The 16,935-nt window shown below is 63.7% G+C and carries 18 protein-coding genes and 1 tRNA gene; 17 read left to right on the forward strand and 2 right to left on the reverse strand.

The window, feature by feature from the left end; translation table 11 throughout:
• The first annotated feature begins 68 nt into the window (after nt 1-68).
• The 10 genes from thrS (at nt 69) to AT984_RS03380 (ending at nt 9,063) form a co-directional block, all read left to right on the forward strand.
• Nucleotides 69-1,976 carry a threonine--tRNA ligase gene (gene thrS / locus AT984_RS03335; RefSeq protein WP_058718900.1) on the forward strand — a complete coding sequence of 636 codons (1,908 nt, stop codon included), beginning with the start codon at nt 69-71 and terminating at the stop codon, nt 1,974-1,976.
• 72 nt (nt 1,977-2,048) lie between these two features.
• On the forward strand, nt 2,049-2,594 hold the full coding sequence (infC, locus tag AT984_RS03340) for a translation initiation factor IF-3 (RefSeq protein ID WP_082679750.1): 546 nt from the start codon (nt 2,049-2,051) through the stop codon (nt 2,592-2,594).
• Between the two features lie 250 nt (nt 2,595-2,844).
• Nucleotides 2,845-3,048: a 50S ribosomal protein L35 gene (rpmI, locus tag AT984_RS03345; RefSeq protein ID WP_058718902.1), complete on the forward strand. Its 204-nt coding sequence runs from the start codon at nt 2,845-2,847 to the stop codon at nt 3,046-3,048.
• A gap of 26 nt (nt 3,049-3,074) precedes the next feature.
• A complete protein-coding gene (gene rplT / locus AT984_RS03350) occupies nt 3,075-3,431 on the forward strand; it encodes a 50S ribosomal protein L20 (RefSeq protein ID WP_058718903.1) in 357 nt (118 codons plus the stop codon).
• A gap of 125 nt (nt 3,432-3,556) precedes the next feature.
• Entirely contained in the window at nt 3,557-4,600 is a 1,044-nt protein-coding gene (gene pheS, locus AT984_RS03355; protein ID WP_058718904.1) for a phenylalanine--tRNA ligase subunit alpha, read from the forward strand.
• 53 nt (nt 4,601-4,653) lie between these two features.
• On the forward strand, nt 4,654-7,080 hold the full coding sequence (gene pheT / locus AT984_RS03360; protein WP_058718905.1) for a phenylalanine--tRNA ligase subunit beta: 2,427 nt from the start codon (nt 4,654-4,656) through the stop codon (nt 7,078-7,080).
• A 68-nt stretch (nt 7,081-7,148) separates the two neighbouring features.
• A complete protein-coding gene (locus AT984_RS03365; protein ID WP_231741509.1) occupies nt 7,149-7,556 on the forward strand; it encodes an integration host factor subunit alpha in 408 nt (135 codons plus the stop codon).
• A gap of 35 nt (nt 7,557-7,591) precedes the next feature.
• Complete coding sequence (locus tag AT984_RS03370; protein ID WP_058718906.1) at nt 7,592-8,116, forward strand: MerR family transcriptional regulator; 525 nt, start codon at nt 7,592-7,594, stop codon at nt 8,114-8,116.
• A gap of 45 nt (nt 8,117-8,161) precedes the next feature.
• Nucleotides 8,162-8,238 (forward strand) — tRNA-Pro (locus AT984_RS03375).
• Between the two features lie 345 nt (nt 8,239-8,583).
• Nucleotides 8,584-9,063 carry a hypothetical protein gene (locus tag AT984_RS03380; protein WP_058718907.1) on the forward strand — a complete coding sequence of 160 codons (480 nt, stop codon included), beginning with the start codon at nt 8,584-8,586 and terminating at the stop codon, nt 9,061-9,063.
• A gap of 25 nt (nt 9,064-9,088) precedes the next feature.
• Here the strand turns inward: AT984_RS03380 and AT984_RS03385 are convergent, their stop codons facing one another.
• On the reverse strand, nt 9,089-9,310 hold the full coding sequence (locus tag AT984_RS03385; protein ID WP_058718908.1) for a hypothetical protein: 222 nt from the start codon (nt 9,308-9,310) through the stop codon (nt 9,089-9,091).
• A 133-nt stretch (nt 9,311-9,443) separates the two neighbouring features.
• The gene (locus AT984_RS03390) at nt 9,444-10,094 is read right to left on the reverse strand and encodes a BON domain-containing protein (RefSeq protein ID WP_058718909.1); all 651 of its coding nucleotides are present in this window, start codon (nt 10,092-10,094) and stop codon (nt 9,444-9,446) included.
• A 206-nt stretch (nt 10,095-10,300) separates the two neighbouring features.
• Here AT984_RS03390 and AT984_RS22775 point away from each other — a divergent pair, with 206 nt between their 5' ends.
• The 7 genes from AT984_RS22775 to AT984_RS03420 all read left to right on the forward strand — a co-directional run bounded on the left by AT984_RS22775 (nt 10,301) and on the right by AT984_RS03420 (nt 16,913).
• A complete protein-coding gene (locus AT984_RS22775) occupies nt 10,301-10,468 on the forward strand; it encodes a hypothetical protein (protein ID WP_156421869.1) in 168 nt (55 codons plus the stop codon).
• The gene (locus AT984_RS03395; RefSeq protein WP_156421870.1) at nt 10,465-10,995 is read left to right on the forward strand and encodes a hypothetical protein; all 531 of its coding nucleotides are present in this window, start codon (nt 10,465-10,467) and stop codon (nt 10,993-10,995) included. Before AT984_RS22775 ends, AT984_RS03395 begins: the two co-directional genes overlap by 4 nt.
• A 265-nt stretch (nt 10,996-11,260) precedes the next feature.
• Nucleotides 11,261-12,724 carry an efflux transporter outer membrane subunit gene (locus tag AT984_RS03400; RefSeq protein ID WP_082679752.1) on the forward strand — a complete coding sequence of 488 codons (1,464 nt, stop codon included), beginning with the start codon at nt 11,261-11,263 and terminating at the stop codon, nt 12,722-12,724.
• Nucleotides 12,721-14,193, forward strand: coding sequence for an efflux RND transporter periplasmic adaptor subunit (locus tag AT984_RS03405; RefSeq protein ID WP_082679753.1), 1,473 nt, complete (start codon nt 12,721-12,723; stop codon nt 14,191-14,193). The genes AT984_RS03400 and AT984_RS03405 overlap by 4 nt, the downstream gene beginning before the upstream one ends.
• Nucleotides 14,190-14,939: an ABC transporter ATP-binding protein gene (locus AT984_RS03410; RefSeq protein ID WP_058718911.1), complete on the forward strand. Its 750-nt coding sequence runs from the start codon at nt 14,190-14,192 to the stop codon at nt 14,937-14,939. Before AT984_RS03405 ends, AT984_RS03410 begins: the two co-directional genes overlap by 4 nt.
• The gene (locus AT984_RS03415; protein WP_058718912.1) at nt 14,939-16,153 is read left to right on the forward strand and encodes an ABC transporter permease; all 1,215 of its coding nucleotides are present in this window, start codon (nt 14,939-14,941) and stop codon (nt 16,151-16,153) included. The genes AT984_RS03410 and AT984_RS03415 overlap by 1 nt, the downstream gene beginning before the upstream one ends.
• 52 nt (nt 16,154-16,205) lie before the next feature.
• Nucleotides 16,206-16,913, forward strand: a complete 708-nt coding sequence (locus AT984_RS03420) for a VIT1/CCC1 transporter family protein (protein ID WP_058718913.1) — start codon at nt 16,206-16,208, stop codon at nt 16,911-16,913.
• Nucleotides 16,914-16,935: the final 22 nt, after the last annotated feature.

Raw genomic sequence — 16,935 nt, forward strand, 5'->3', positions numbered from 1 at the left:
TTCATTGTCGGGCTGGCTTTATTCATCTTCTGCCACAAGCGCCCGCGCAAATTTCGGAGTACTGAGCAATGATTTCGATTCAACTGCCTGACGGTTCCAAGCGTGAATTTCCGCAAGCCGTCACCGTGGCCGATGTGGCTGCCTCCATCGGCGCCGGCCTGGCCAAGGCCGCGCTGGCTGGCCGTGTGGACGGCAATTTGGTGGACACCAGCCACTTGATCGAGGCCGACGCGCAGCTGGCCATCATCACCGACAAGGATGCCGATGGCCTGGAGGTCATTCGCCACTCCACCGCCCACTTGCTGGCCTATGCCGTCAAGGAATTGTTCCCCGAGGCGCAGGTCACCATCGGCCCGGTGATCGAGCATGGCTTCTTCTACGACTTCTCGTACAAGCGCCCCTTCACGCCCGAGGATTTGGCGGCCATCGAAGCCAAGATGACGGCGCTGGCCAAGCTGGACGAAAAGGTCACCCGCTCGGTTTTGCCGCGCGACGAGGCTGTGGCTTATTTCAAGAGCCTGGGTGAGGCCTATAAGGCCGAGATCATCGAGAGCATCCCGGCCGATCAGGCGGTGTCGCTTTACGCCGAAGGCAAGTTCACTGACCTGTGCCGCGGCCCCCACGTGCCGTCCACCGGCAAGCTCAAGCATTTCAAACTGATGAAGGTGGCTGGCGCCTACTGGCGCGGCGACCACCGTAACGAGCAATTGCAGCGCATCTACGGAACGGCCTGGGCCAGCAAGGATGATCTGCAGAAGTACCTGCTGCGTCTGGAAGAGGCGGAGAAGCGCGACCACCGCAAGCTGGGTCGTGAACTGGACCTGTTCCATATCGACGAGCATTCGCCCGGCACCGTGTTCTGGCACCCTAAGGGCTGGACCGTCTGGCAGGAAGTGGAGCAGTACATGCGCCGCGTCTACCGCGACAACGGCTACCAGGAAGTTAAGGGTCCGCAAATCCTGGACAAGGGCCTGTGGGAGAAGTCCGGCCACTGGGACAAGTACCGGGACAATATGTTCATCACCGAGTCGGAGAAGCGTGACTACGCCTTGAAGCCGATGAACTGCCCGGGTCACATCCTGATCTTCAAGCATGGCATCAAGAGCTACCGCGATCTGCCGCTGCGCTTCGGTGAGTTCGGCCAGTGCCATCGCAACGAGCCGACGGGTGGCCTGCACGGCATCATGCGTGTGCGCGGCTTCACGCAGGACGACGGCCACATCTTCTGTACCGAAGACCAGATCCTCGACGAGTGCGCCAATTTCACGGCGCTGCTGAAGAAGGTCTATGCCGACTTCGGCTTCACCGACATCGTCTACAAGGTGGCAACTCGCCCCGAGGCGCGCATCGGCACGGATGAGTATTGGGATCGCACCGAGCAGGTGTTGATGGAATCGCTGCGTCGTTCGGGCTGCGAGTTCGAGATCGCCCATGGCGAGGGAGCCTTCTACGCACCCAAGATCGAATACGCGCTCAAGGATGCCCTGGGTCGCCAGTGGCAGTGTGGCACCATTCAGATCGACTCCAATATGCCCTCGCGTCTGGAGGCCGAGTTTGTCGATGAGGACAGCCAGCGCAAGACCCCGGTCATGCTGCACCGCGCCATCGTCGGCAGCCTGGAGCGCTTCATCGGCATCTTGATCGAACAGCATGCCGGCGCGCTGCCGGTGTGGCTGGCGCCGACGCAGGTGGTGGTGGCCAATATCACCGACGCACAAGCGGATTACGTCGCGGAAATCGTGAAATCGCTGCAGAAACAAGGGCTTAGAGTTCAGGCCGATTTGCGTAACGAGAAGATCACGTATAAAATCCGCGAGCATTCTTTGCAAAAGGTTCCTTTCATCCTGGTTGTAGGCGACAAGGAGAAGGCAAATGGAACCGTTGCGGTGCGCGCCCGTGGCAACCAGGATTTGGGTGTGATGGCTCTGACAGACTTCCAAGCGAAGGCCTCAGCCGATATCTCCTCAAAGACCTGATTCTTGCCAAGCGAGGCGCGCTTTTGTTTTGTTTGGGCCTCTCGCCTTGGGGCTCGCTGAAAGGTTTTCACCATCGCTACTTTTGCTGACCGTCGTGCTGTACCGGAGCGTAAGCATCGGCTGAATCGCGAAATCATGGCTCCCGAAGTTCGTCTGAACGGTCCGGAAAACGAGCCGCTCGGAATCGTGAGCATCCAAGAAGCGCTGCGCATGGCGGGCGAGTTGGATGTTGACGTTGTCGAAATTTCCGCCACCGCGACACCGCCTGTGTGCCGCCTGATGGACTACGGCAAGTTCAAGTACATCGAGCAAAAGCGTGCGGCCGAGGCGAAGTCCAAGCAGAAGGTCATCGAAATCAAGGAAGTCAAGTTCCGCCCGGGTACGGACGAAGGCGACTACCAGATCAAGATGCGCAATCTGCGCCGCTTCATCGCTGAGGATGGTGACAAGGGCAAGGTCACGCTGCGTTACCGCGGTCGTGAAATTACCCACCAAGACATCGGCATGCGCTTGTTGGAACGCATCCGCGATGAGTTGGCGGATGTGGCCGTGGTTGAGAATATGCCGCGCCTTGAAGGCCGTCAGATGATCATGGTGCTGGCGCCGAAAAAGCGCTAAGGACTGTTGACCCCCGGGTCCGTGAGTACACGGACCCACCCCCCGAGGGGGTGCAATCAAAAGCGGGCAGTGGCCCGGTTTTGATTGCAAGGTGGCCGCCTTTGGGGCGGCCCGGCAGGCGGCCAAGATGGCGCCCGTATGAAGTTCAAGCCCGCTGATTTGGTCATCGGCGGGCTTATTAGTCTCCAGAGGCTGGCAAGTGTTGAGAGGCCCTCAACCGCCCCTGGGACATCTTAAAAGGAGCACTCACATGCCCAAAATGAAGACCAAGAGCAGCGCGAAGAAGCGCTTCCGCGTTCGTCCGGGTGGTACCGTCAAGCGCGGTCAAGCGTTCAAGCGCCACATCCTGACCAAGAAGTCGACCAAGAACAAGCGCCATCTGCGTGGTTCGGTTGCCGTGCACGAAACCAATATGGGTCACATCGCTCAGATGTTGCCCGGCTTTGGTCTGTAAACCCATTTAACTAAAGGAGATTTAATATGCCTCGCGTTAAACGTGGTGTTACCGCTCGTGCCCGTCACAAGAAGGTCCTGGCTCTGGCCAAGGGCTTCCGTGGTCGTCGTAAGAATGTCTTCCGCATCGCCAAACAGGCGGTGATGAAGGCAGGCCAATACGCCTACCGTGACCGTCGCGCCAAGAAGCGTGTGTTCCGTGCTCTGTGGATTGCTCGTATCAACGCAGCAAGCCGTGGCCTGGGACTCACCTACAGCAAGTTTGTGGCTGGCCTGAAGAAGGCTCAGATCGAGATCGACCGCAAGGTCTTGGCCGACATGGCCGTCAACGATCCGGCTGGCTTTGCCACCGTCTTCGCCAAGGTTAAGGCCGCACTGGCTTAATGCAGAGGGCCGCCTTTGGCGGTTCTTTGCAGCCGCGGCTCTTTCGGGAGCCGCGGTGAGCAACCTCAAGGCCGACACCCTGGTGCTCGGCCTTTTTTGTTTCCGCCCGAAATTTCCTCTTCAAGATGACTGATCTCGAACAATTGCTGCAAGCCGCCCAGGCCGAATTCGCCGCCACCAGCACGCCTGCCGAACTGGAGAACGCCAAGGCTCGTTTTCTGGGCAAGGCCGGTCGCGTGACCGAGTTGCTCAAGGGTCTGGCGGCCCTGCCTGTGGACGAGAAAAAGGCGCGCGGCGCCGAGATCAATGTCTTGAAGAGTGGCATCGAGGCCGCGCTGACCGAGCGCCGCCAAGCCCTGGCCGATGCCGAGTTGGCTCTGCAGCTGAAGGCTGAAGCGCTGGACGTCACCCTGCCAGGCCGCAGCCGTGGCACCGGTGCCTTGCACCCGATCACGCGTGCCATGGCGCGCATCGAGGCCATCTTCGGCTCGATGGGTTTTGATGTTGCCGATGGCCCTGAGATCGAGACCGACTGGTTCAGCTTCTCGGCCCTCAACAATCCTGAGAACCATCCTGCGCGCTCCATGCAGGACACCTTCTATGTGGATATGAAGGACGAAGGCGGGCGCTATTTCAATCTGCGTCCGCACACCAGTCCGATGCAGATCCGCTATGCCCAGGCCCATGCCCGCCGCTATGCCGGTCAGGACCACATGCCTGAGATTCGCGTCATCGCCCCCGGCCGCACCTACCGGGTCGACAACGACGCCACGCACTCCCCCATGTTCCACCAGGTCGAAGGCCTGTGGGTTGGCGAGAACATCAGCTTCAAGGACTTGAAGGCGGTCTATCTCAACTTCATCACCGCCTTCTTCGAGACCGACCAGCTGCAGCTGCGCTTCCGTCCGAGCTACTTCCCCTTCACCGAGCCCAGCGCTGAGATCGACATCATGTTCGAGTCCGGCCCGCTGAAAGGCCGTTGGTTGGAAGTGTCTGGCTCCGGCCAGGTGCACCCGCAGGTGGTCCGCAATATGGGCCTGGACCCTGAGCGTTACATCGGCTTTGCTTTTGGCTCCGGCATCGACCGCCTGGCCATGTTGCGTTACGGCGTGAATGATTTGCGCCAGTTCTTTGATGGTGATCTGCGCTTCTTGTCGCAGTTCAAGTGAGGCCCAGCACCTCATCCCACGCCACCATCTGAGAACCCGAGAGAACACACACCATGCAATTTCCTGAATCCTGGCTGCGGGCCTTTTGCAACCCTGCACTGAACACCCAAGAACTGGCCGAGCTGTTGACCATGTCCGGCTTGGAAGTCGAAGAGCTGCGCCCGGTGGCGCCGCCTTTCCACGGCATCAAAGTGGCCGAGATCTTGTCGGCCGAGCAACACCCTAACGCCGATAAGCTGCGCATCTGCTCGGTCAATGTCGGCGCGGCCGAGCCGCTGCAAATCGTCTGCGGCGCGCCCAATGCGCGTGCCGGCATCAAGGTGCCGCTGGCCACTGTGGGCGCCGAATTGCCCCCGGGCGAAGATGGCAAGGCCTTCAAGATCGGCGTTGGCAAGCTGCGCGGCGTCGAGAGCTACGGCATGCTGTGCTCGGCGCGTGAGCTCAAGCTCAGCGAAGAGCATGGCGGCCTGTTGGAACTGGCCGCCGATGCCCCTGTGGGCCAAGACATCCGCGAACACCTGAACTTGGATGACACCTTGTTCACCCTCAAGCTGACGCCGAATCTGGCCCATGCCTTGAGCGTCTACGGCATTGCCCGTGAGGTCTCGGCCCTGACCGGCACACCGTTGACTCAGCCTGATTGCACGCCGGTGCCGGTGGCGCATCAAGACAAGCTGCCGGTGCGTATCGAGGCTGCTGATCTGTGCGGCCGTTTCTCCGGCCGCATCGTGCGCGGCGTCAATACCAAGGCGCAAACGCCCGCGTGGATGGTGGATCGTCTGGCGCGCTGTGGCCAACGTTCGGTGACGGCGCTGGTGGACATCTCCAACTATGTGATGTTCGAACTGGGCCGCCCCTCGCATATCTTCGATCTGGACAAGATCCACGACGAGCTGGTGGTTCGCTGGGCCAAGCAGGGCGAGACGCTCAAGCTGCTCAACGGCAATACCGTCGAGCTGGATGAGAAGGTTGGCGTGGTGGCCGACAGCCAGGCGCCTGAGTCCCTGGCCGGCATCATGGGCGGCGACGCCACTGCTGTGTCGGACGACACGCAAAACATTTACGTCGAAGCCGCTTTCTGGTGGCCCGAGGCGGTGATGGGCCGTTCGCGCCGCTTCGCTTTCTCGACCGACGCAGGCCACCGCTTCGAGCGCGGTGTTGACCCGGCCCTGACCGTGGCCCATATCGAGCGCATCACCCAGCTGGTGCTGGAGATTTGCGGCGGCCAGGCCGGCCCGATCGACGACACCATCACCACGCTGCCCGAGCGTCAGCCGGTGGCCCTGCGCGTGGCGCGCGCCGCCAAGATCATCGGCATGCCGGTGACGCAGGAAGACTGCGCCCGCGTCTTCACCCGCCTGGGCCTGAGCTTCACCGAGAGCGACGCCAATGGCGGCGTGCTGACCGTGACGCCACCGAGCTTCCGCTTCGATCTGCGCATCGAAGAAGACCTGATCGAAGAAATCATCCGCGTGCTGGGCTACCCCACGCTGCCGGACACGCCGCCGCTGGCGCCCGTGGTGGCCAAGGTGGGCTCGGAGTCGCGCCGCGCCACGCATGCACTGCGCAGCGCCGTCGCCGGCCTGGGTTACTTCGAGACCATCAACTTCAGCTTTGTTGAAGCGCGCTGGGAAAAGGAATTGGCGGGCAATCAGAATCCTATCCAGTTGCTCAACCCGATCGCAGCACCACTGGCCGTGATGCGCACCAGCTTGATCGGCAGCCTGGTCAACACCTTGCGTTACAACCTGAGCCGCCGCGCCTCGCGCGTGCGCTTGTTCGAGATCGGCCGCGTGTTCCTGCGCGACGCTTCGGTGCAGCAGGGCGACACCAGCGTGGCCGGCATTCACCAGCCCATGCGTCTGGCCGGCTTGGCCTTTGGCCCGGCCGAGCAGCAGCAGTGGAGCCAGCGTGATCGCCTGATCGACTTCTTCGATGTGAAGGGTGATTTGGAGGCGCTGTTCGCGCCGCGTCAGCTGCGCTTCGTGGCGGCTGAGCATCCCGCTTTGCATCCCGGCCGCAGTGCCCGTGTGGAGTTGGACGGCGTTGACATCGGTGTGATCGGCGAGCTGCATCCCAAATGGCGCCAGGGCTATGAACTGCCCAGCGCGCCGGTGCTGTTCGAACTGGACCTCGATGCCACGCTGCAACGCGTGCTGCCCGCTGCCCAGGCCATTCCTCGCCAGCAAGCTGTGCTGCGTGATCTGGCCGTCATCGTGGGCGAGGGCGTCACACACGATGCCTTGATGCAGACCATTCTGGGCTCGGCCCACCAAGGCCTGATCCGCTCGGCCAAGCTGTTTGACGTGTTCAAGCCGACCCAGGCCAGCGCTGACCTGAAGGACGGCGAGCGCAGCATGGCCGTGCGCCTGGAATTGCTGGACGATGAGCAAACCTTGACCGACGAGCGCATCGAGCAGACGGTGGCAGTTGTGATCGCGGCACTCGCTCAAGGGCTGGGCGCGCGCTTGCGCGGCTGATAGTCTCAGAACCATCCAGCTCTTGCTCCACCCACCTGAGAACAGCGAACGCTTGCTTGATGATGACGATGGAAAACAATAAGAACAACAGCGCCGATGACAGCAAGCTGGATGCTTTGAGCACGCCCAGCGCGCCTGCCCGCGTGCTGCTGCCCAGCCTGGAAACGCCCACCTTGACCAAGGCCGAACTGGCCGAGCTGCTGTTCGACAAGCTGGGCCTGAACAAGCGCGAGTCCAAGGACATGGTCGAGGCCTTCTTCGACATCATCCACGCCAATCTGGTGCGCGGTGATGACGTCAAGCTCTCAGGCTTTGGCAATTTCAATATCCGCCGCAAGGCACCGCGCCCGGGACGCAATCCGCGCACCGGTGAGTCCATCCCGATCAAGGCGCGCGATGTGGTGACTTTTCACGCCAGCCACAAACTCAAGAGTGCAGTGCAAGGCGATGCGTGCGATGAAGACGACATCGAGTAGAGTCTGAGCTCCCAAAGGTCTAGCCCTTGATTTGCATGGACAACGTGCTTCCCGCCATTCCGCCCAAGCGCTACTTCACCATCGGTGAGGTGAGCGAGCTTTGTGGCGTGAAGCCTTATGTGCTGCGTTACTGGGAGCAGGAGTTCACCCAACTCAAGCCCATGAAGCGGCGCGGTAATCGGCGCTATTACCAGCACCATGAAGTGCTGCTGATTCGCCGCATCCGCAGCTTGCTGTACGAGCAGGGCTTCACCATCAGCGGCGCCCGCAATCAGTTGGTCGATGCCGCCAGCTCGCGTGGCGACGCGGCCCTTGCTTTTGAGCATTTGCAAGACAGTGATGTCGATGCGGCGGACGACATCGAGGGCTTTGATGTCGGCGCCTTGGATGCAGATGACTTGCCTCGCAAGACCGTTGCTTCAAGCCAGGGTGTTTCGGCCGCAGCTTTGGCTGTTAGCCAAATTCACCGTGCCAGCACGAGTACAATGCCTGCAGGTCCTTGGTCTATCGAACAGATCCGGGACGAGCTTTTTTCAATACGCGAAGATCTTTTAAAGTAATTCTTTGCATGGGACAAAAAACTGTCCTATAATGCAAAGCTCAGTCGGGGCGTAGCGCAGCCTGGTAGCGCACTTGCATGGGGTGCAAGGGGTCGTGAGTTCGAATCCCACCGTTCCGACCATTTATAAGAAGAGACTAACGGCCTAGCGGCGTAAGCAGCTAGGCCGTTTTTCCATTGCGGGTCCGAAACAGCCATAACAACGCGATGCTTGAGCCTAGGGTGCTCGCTGAGTGGGCAGGGTGTCTGCGGAATTCCGAATGTGCGGCGCTCTTTTTCGCGGATGTTTCCCACGCGCATGCCAACACTTCAGCAAAGCGCTGCCGCCCCATCTGATGCTGGCAGTCACCCCGCCGTTTGGGGTTGAATCAATAGCCCGCCAGCGGCTGCGTCCAGAACATGGGTGAGCGGCGATGACCCGGCTGTTTCGGGCATGGCGCCCAGTGCTCGCGCCGGACAATCTGAGTCATGGCCATCCCACACCCCATCTCCGCAGCGCCCAGCCAGCCGGCAAGGGAGATCACCGTCACCCGTTTGACGCAGGCCTTGCAGCCGCGTCTTGAGGCATGTGCGCAAATACTGCTGCGGCGCTTTCAGGGCATCGGCCTGCGCGGTGATGTGCAAGTCAGGCAGACGCCGCGCGGGCACTCGACCTTTTTGGCCCTGGTTGGCCAGCGTGGTCTGATCGGCATCGTTGACATCACTTTGCTTGATGGCATGGCGCAGGGCCAAGAGGCCTACCTAGCGCTGGATGTCCGACTGCTGGATGCCTGTGGCGATGTGGTGATGGCGGCGCTGGCCCAGCGGGAACCGCTTCACAGCACCGCTGAACTCGCGAACTCTGATGCCTTCAGCCCGGAGAGCCTGGACCGTGCCATGACTGCGGTCTATGTGGCCAGCCTGGCGCAGTTCGAATTGCAATTGCGCCCACCCGTGCCCCAGTCTTGAACCTATCCGCACAGCATCGGCGTTATCAGTCCAGCAGCACCAAATGCCCTTGATCTTGGGCGGCTTGTAAATCTTCGAAGGGCAGGGTGACGGAGCTTTGCCCCTGCGCGCCCCAGACGATGTCGATCGGCCGCCCGTCCCGGCTTTCAACCAGACAAGGCCCGATTGGAATGCGTTGTTTGCGCCCCGTGCCGGCCAGGTAAGAGACCGGGCCGATGATGCGTGCGCGGTGTGTGGTGATGTCCATGCTGCTGCCCCTTGCTGATTGTTGGTCCTGTGAGCATGCCAAGGCGAGACGGAATGACGCCGCTCGGCCACGGCTGACTGATCGCGTGCGAAACAAGCAGGACCTGCCTCGCTCGCAATCCGCGCCACCTCGCTCAGACGAGGTTCATCTTGTCGACGACATTGCGCACGCCCACGCTGCCCCAGGCGGAGCGTCTGGCCAGGTCACGCTCGGCCCAGCTGTGCACGGTGCCGGTGAGGGTGACGTCGGTACCCTTGACCTCGACCGTGATGGTCTTGGCATCGGCTGCGGCGCGACGCTTGAGTGCAGACTCAATGTCCGCCTTGACGACCGTGGCCGACAACAAGGGCTTGATGGCGATCTGATTGCTGACGCCGACCACGCCCATCAGATAGCGCACGCTGTCCGCGGCGTCTTGACGTTGGAATTGCCACTCCACATCGCCCGACAGGGTCAGCCAGCCGTCCTCCACCAGCACCTTGACGGCGTCGCTGGGGAGTGAGCTGGTCCAGCTCAGGATATTGCGGGCGGAGCCGGCGATGTCCGCATCATTGCGCTTGCCCAGTTGTGAGAGCTTGACCGACATTTCCACGGCCAAGGCCTTGACGCCATGCACCCGTTGCGCGGCGCGCTCGGCATTGAGTTTCTCGGTATAGCTGCTGACCTCACCGGCCAGCGTCACTACACCGTCCTTGACCTCGACGCCGACCTGCGCGGCATGCACCGAAGGCTCCCACTTCAGCTCGGCCATCACGTCTTGTTGCAGCTGTGAATCAGTTTTCATAAGTGTCCATCCGGTTGCTTGAGGGGCTTGAGCTTGCGCGCCGGTGCACATGATTTCTGTGCGACAGCGCACCTTGAAGCGCCAATGAACTGATGTCGCGCGCGTGCGCTGTCGCACAGAAGGCCGCGCTGGGCTTGCTTAGGCTGTGCGTTCCCATGCTGACGTCATTGCGGACGCCGGTGCCCACGTTTTGATAGGAGCTCCTGATGAACAAGAAGTACCAAAGCCCCTGGATGGCGCCCGTGCCTGGGCGGCCGACTAAGCCCGCGCAAAACAAGCCCGCAGCCAAGTCACCCCTCGCGCCGACCGAGCCCAATGAAGTGCTGGGCCGGCACAAGAACACGGGCCAAAAAGATCACAAGGGGGCGCAATGAGCCGCGCCGGCCTTGCCGCATTTGCGCCCTCATTCACCTACCCGCCACCGTCTGAACTTGAAGTGCCCAGCGGCCGCGGCTTCATCGCCTTGCTGGAGGCCTTCCGGGCGACGGGGGGCACGGCACCGGCTGATGTGTTGGCGCGCTTGCTGGAGGAATATCAGCTCGGCCGTGCCTGCAGCCTTACCCAACTTGTTCAACTCGTCCAACTCGTTCATACCGGCCAAGTCTTCGGCTTTGAATGGCGCAGCAGTTTGTGGATACCGATGTTTCAGTTTGAGGCGCAGGACTTGGCCTTGAAGGCGGAGGCGCAAGAGGTGCGTGCCGCCTTGCCGCAGCTGTGGTCGGGCTGGGCGGTGGCGGCTTGGTTCGCTGGGGCTAACGCGCATCTAGCTCAGTGCCGGCCGGTCGATATGTTGGCGTCGGATTTTGAGGCGGTGCGGCGGGCCGCCAGCGCCGTGCAATCGGTCGGCGGCTTTAACCCTGTGCATGGGCGCAGGGCTGAGGGCCTCGGCCTGCGCGGGTGAATTCGCCCCGCTTAAACCAAGTCGTTCATTGGGGCTTGACCCACGCTGCGGTGCGCGCTCAGTTCACCGCCATGTGCGCTGCCGAACAGACGGCCTGTTCATCGCCTTCTAAAACTGCGTCATCGTCACAACTCGCCGACATGGCCGGTTGGCTGCAGCAGCGGAGGACTTGCATCATGCCCCTGAACCTTGATGGCCCTGGCGAACTTGCCGGCCTGGCGACGCCGCGCCGCAACGCCGGTCGGCCGCGCCGGTGAGGCTGCACATGGGCATCGCGCCAGGCGCGACTTTGGCGTGCCGCTTCGCCGGCCTGGGCTTGCTCGGCAGCTTGGCGGCCTGTGCGTCGCTGGCGCCAAGCGAGCAAGCGCCGCTGGCCAAGCTCGATATGCCCGTCGCTTGGTCAAGGGGCACTGCGGCGGCATCAGCGGCAGCAGGCGGCTCCGCCGTCAGCACCGCTTCGCTCTTGGCTTGGTGGCAGCGCTTTGATGATGCGCAACTGGATGCCTTGGAAGGCCAAGCCCTGCAGGCCAACACCACGGTGCAGGGCGCGCGTGCCGCGCTGGGTCAGGCGCGGGCCTTGCGCGATCTTGCCGCTGCCGCCTTGTGGCCGAATTTGACGGCCCAAGCCTCCGCGCAGCGTGGCACGGTGGGCGGCCGCAGCAGTGGCAACAACTTTCAGCTCGGTGCCGATGCCAGCTGGGCACTGGACTTGTTTGGCGCGCGGCGTGCCGCCTTGGAAGCGGGCGAAGCCGGCCTCGCGGCCAGCCAGGCCAGCCTGGGCGATGTGCAGGTGCAAATCGCGGCGGAAGTGGCGCTGAACTACATCTTGCTGCGAACCAGCCAGGTGCGCAGCCTCATCGCGGCCGAGAACCTGGCCAGCCAGGAGGAAACGCTGCAGATCACGCTGTGGCGCCAGCAAGCGGGCTTGGTCACCGCGCTGGAGGCCGAGCAGGCGCGCGCCGCCGTCGAGCAAAGCCGCGCGCTGCTTCCCCTGCTGCAAACCAGCAGCGGGCAGACGCTGCATGCGCTGGCGGTGCTGACGGGGCGGCCGCCGGCGGCCCTGTTGGAGATGGCCGAGCTTGGCGCTGTGAGTTCGGCGCTCAAGGTCCCGCAAGCGCGCGAGGCGCTAACCTTGAACATCCCCGCCGAGACCTTGCGCCAACGTGCCGATGTGCGCGCGGCCGAATACCAAGTGGCCGCGGCCCTGGCCCGCGAGGCACAGGCCCAGGCGCAACGCTATCCCAGCTTTGCCATTGGCGGTTCTTTGGGCTGGAGTGCTGCCACGGTCGGCGCGCTGGGCAATAGCAATGCGGTGCTGGGCAGCTTGCTGGCCAGTGTGAGCTTGCCGCTTTTCGATGGCGGCGCCCTGAGCGCGCAGCTGCGTGTGCAGCAGGCGGCTTTGACTCAGGCGCAGTTGCTGTATCGCGCGGCAGTGCTTGCCGCTTTGCAGCAAGTGGAAGACGCGCTGCTGGCGCTGCAGGGCGCGCGCCTGCGCCTGGCCAGCCTGCGCTTGGCGGCCGACGCCGCCAGCAGCGCCGCTCAGCTGGCCCGCCAGCGCTACAGCAGCGGCCTGATCGATTTTCAAACCGTGCTCGAAACCCAGCGCACCCAGTTCGCCACCCAGGACGGCGTGGCCAGCGCCAGTGCCGAAGTGGGTAGCGACCAGGTGCGCTTATTCAAAGCATTAGGCGGCGGTTGGTCGCCCGCAGTGGAAGCACCCAACAGATGAACTTAGCGATCCCGCCCCCGGCTCCAGTGGTAGTTCCCGTGCCCGTGCCTGCGCCCGAAGTTGCCGCCGCCACTCCAACCGAGCCCCAAGCTGCCGCCAAACCTGAGGCAAAGGCTGAGGCAAAGGCTGAAGCCAAACCCGCAGCAGCAACAAGCACGGCCACGCCCGGCGCCGATCTGTCTGAACTGTTGGGCGAGCCGGCTGCGCGGCCTTGGTACCTGCGGCGCTGGCTGTGGGGCTTGCTCGCCGCCGTGTTGCTAGCCGCGGCTGGCCTTGCCTGGTGGTGGGCGGGGCGGGCGGCCAAGGCGGAGCCGGGCTACACCACGGTGGTGGTGGGGCGGGGCGATCTCACGCTGACCGTCACCGCCAATGGCACGGTGCAGCCCACGCGCTCCATCAATATTGGCAGTGAGCTGTCGGGCACGGTCTTGAAGGTCAATGTCGACGTCAATGACAGCATCAAAAAAGGCCAGGTGCTGGTGGTGCTGGACACCGCCAAGCTGCGCGGCCAGATCCTGCGCTCACAAGCCACTTTGGCTGCCGCCCACGCCCGGCATGCGCAGACCGGGGCCACCGTGGCCGAAGCCCGCGCCGCTTTAGGCCGGCTAGAGGAAGTGGCGCGCCTGTCCGGCGGCAAGGTGCCGTCCAAGGCCGAGCTGGATAGCGGCCGCGCCACCCTGGCCCGCGCTGTGGCCGATGACGGCAGCGCGCAGGCCGGCATCAGCGATGCGCTGGCTGCACTCTCCACCGACCAGATCAACCTCTCCAAAGCCTCGATCACCGCGCCCGCCGATGGCGTGGTGCTGACCCGCGCGGTCGACCCCGGCAACACGGTTGCCGCCTCGCTGCAGGCAGTCACGCTGTTCACCGTGGCCGAGGATCTGGCCCGGCTGCGCCTCTGGGTTTATGTGGACGAGGCCGATGTGGGGGCGGTCAAGGTTGGGCAGGCGGCCACCTTCACCGTGAGCGCCTATCTGAGCCGGCCCTTCCCGGCGCGCATCACGCGGGTGGGTTTTGGCTCGACCATCACCGACAACGTCGTCACCTATCTGACCTACCTCGATGTGGACAACGCCGACCTCAGCCTGCGCCCGGGCATGACGGCCACCGCCATCATCGTGGCCACCCAGCGCAAAGACGTGCTGCTGGTGCCCAATGCCGCCTTGCGTTACGCGCCCAGTACGGCCGCGGCCGCCGCTAAGAAGGGCATTGCCTCAGGCATTGCCTTCGGCCCGCCCAAGACCGAGAGTAGGCGCCGCGGCGCGGCGGATGGCGCCAGCACGGCCGCGGCACGCCAGGTCTGGGTCTTGCCCGCTGACTCAAACGGCGTAGCCATCAGCGGCGCGGTGCCCAAGGCGGTGGCCGTGGTGCCTGGCATCAGCGACGGCCATATGACCGAGATCGTCAGCGGCGCGCTCAGCGCCGGCATGCGGGTCATCACCGCCCAGCAAACAGCGGGTGCCAAATGAGCACGCGCCTGATCGAGTTGCGCGGCGTGAGCAAACGCTATGGCAGCGGTGCGGCGGAGCTGCTGGCGCTCAAGGGCATCAACCTGGACATCGACGCCGGCGAATTCGTTGCCATCATGGGCCCCAGCGGCTCGGGTAAGTCTACCGCCATGAACATCCTGGGCTGCCTGGATACGCCCAGCAGCGGTCAGTATCTGTTCCGCGGCGCGCATGTCGAAGCGCTGTCGCGCGACCAGCGTGCGCGCTTGCGGCGGCGCTACCTGGGCTTTGTGTTCCAGGGCTTCAATCTGCTGGCGCGTACCTCGGCGCAAGAGAATGTGGAGTTGCCGCTGCTGTACCGGGGCGACGGTGCGGCGGCGCGCCGCAGCGCGGCCGCCAAGGCCTTGGCCGATGTGGGCTTGGCCGGCTGGGAGCAGCACACGCCGGGCGAGCTCTCGGGCGGCCAGCAGCAGCGGGTGGCGATTGCCCGCGCCATCGTCACCCAGCCCGCCGTGGTGCTGGCCGACGAGCCCACCGGCAATCTGGACACCCTGCGCAGCCACGAGATCATGGGCCTGCTGATGGCGCTGAACCGTGACCACGGCATCACCGTGCTGATGGTGACGCATGAGCCCGATATGGCCGCGTACGCGCGGCGCATGGTGCATTTCGTTGATGGCCGCATCGCCAAGGATGTGCTCAACCCCAATCCGACCACGGCCGCGCCGGTGATGGACGGCATTGAGAGCAGTGTGGAGAGCATCTGATGCTGTTCAGCGTCTTCATGCTGGCGCTGCGCTCGGTGAGGCGCAATATGCTGCGCTCATTTCTTACCATTCTGGGCATCGTCATCGGCGTCAGCGCCGTCATCACCATGGTGACCTTGGGCAATGGCGCTACGCAGGCGATTGAAGAAAAGATCACCAGCTTGGGCACCAATTTGCTGATGGTCAGCCCGGGCCAGCGCATCGGTGGCGGCGGGGGCGGCGGCGGTGTGCCGCAGTTCATTGAGGCCGATGGTGAGGCCATCGCCGCGCAGATCGGCGGCGTGGCTGCGGTGGCACCCCAGGGCCGCGCCACCGCCACCGTGGTGGCTAATGGGCGCAACTGGGCCACCACGGTGGTGGGCAGCAGCAATGCCTGGTTCGAGACCGGCAATTGGGAGCTTGCCAGCGGCCGGCTGTTCGCGCCCGATGAGCAGCTCTCGGGTGCGGCCGTGTGCATCATCGGCGAGACGGTGCGGCGCGAACTCTGGGGCGGCAGCGTGGGGCAGACCGGCCTGGGCCAGCAGTTGCGGGTCAAGCATTTCTCCTGCGAGGTGATCGCCATCCTGGCGGCCAAGGGGCAGGGCAGCATGGGGGATCAAGACGACACTGTGCTGCTGCCGCTGCACACGCTGCAGCGGCGGGTCACCGGCAGCCGCAAGGTGGGCGTTTTGCTGGTGTCCATGCAAGACGGCAGTGACAGCGCGCCGCTCAAAGCCAGCCTGCGTCAGCTGCTACGCGAGCGCCGCCACCTGGCCGAGAGCGATGACGACAACTTCAATATCTTCGACACCCAGCAACTCGCCGAAACCTTGTCCAGCACCATGGGCGTGCTGACCAGCTTGCTTGGCGCGGTGGCGGCGGTCAGCCTGCTGGTGGGCGGCATTGGCATCATGAACATCATGCTGGTCAGCGTCACTGAGCGCACCCACGAGATCGGCCTGCGCCTAGCCGTGGGCGCGCTGGAGAGCGAGGTGCTGCTGCAGTTCCTGATCGAGGCGGTGGTGCTGTCGGCTCTGGGCGGCGTGATCGGCATCGTCATTGCCACGGCGGCGTCTTATGCGCTGTCGGGTGTGATGGGCGTGCCCTACACATTCGATCCGGCCATCAATCTGCTGTCCCTGTTGTTCTCCGCGGTGATTGGCGTGGTGTTCGGCTACTTCCCGGCCCGCCGCGCGGCGCGCATGGACCCGATTGAGGCGCTGCGGCATGAGTAGCTGGCACAAGCGTTCGGCCTGGCTAACTAGAAATTTGATGGGGGTTTGAGTCATGCGTCTTCCCGCTGAAAACCACCGCAGCGCCCGCATCGGCTGGCTGCGCGCCGCCGTGCTGGGCGCCAATGACGGCATCGTGTCCACTGCCAGCCTGGTGCTGGGTGTGGCGGCAGCCGGCACCGAGCCGCGATTGATTTTGCTCACCAGCGTCTCGGGCCTGATCGCCGGTGCCATGTCGATGGCGGCGGGGGAGTTCATCTCGGTGCACTCGCAAAAGGACACCGAGCATGCCGACTTGGCACGTGAGCGTGCCGAGCTGGCCCAAGACCCTGCGGGTGAGCAGCGCGAGTTGGCGGACATCTACGTCGGCCGTGGCCTTAGCTTGGCGCTGGCCGATCAAGTCGCCGCGCAGTTGATGGCGCATGACGCGCTGGCGGCCCATGGGCGGGACGAATTGGGCTTGTCTGACACCACGGCCGCGCGGCCTCTTCAGGCGGCCTGGGCTTCAGCGGCCAGCTTTGCGTTGGGTGCCGCCTTGCCGATTGCCGTTGTCGCCGTGACTGTGGTGGCTGCGCCTGCGCAGCTGAGTGTTTGGGTGTCCGCCTCGTCCCTGGCCTTTTTGGCCGGCCTGGGCGCGCTTTCGGCCCAGGCGGGCGGGGCGCCCATCTGGGGCGGCACTTGGCGGGTCGCGTTCTGGGGCGCGGTGGCGATGGCAGTCACCGCGGCGGCCGGCGCCATATTTGGCGCGGTCGCTGGCGTTTGATCGTTGGCGATGGCATTGAAGC

The sequence above is a fragment of the Paucibacter sp. KCTC 42545 genome (genome assembly GCF_001477625.1).
Taxonomy (GTDB): Bacteria; Pseudomonadota; Gammaproteobacteria; order Burkholderiales; family Burkholderiaceae_C; genus Paucibacter_A.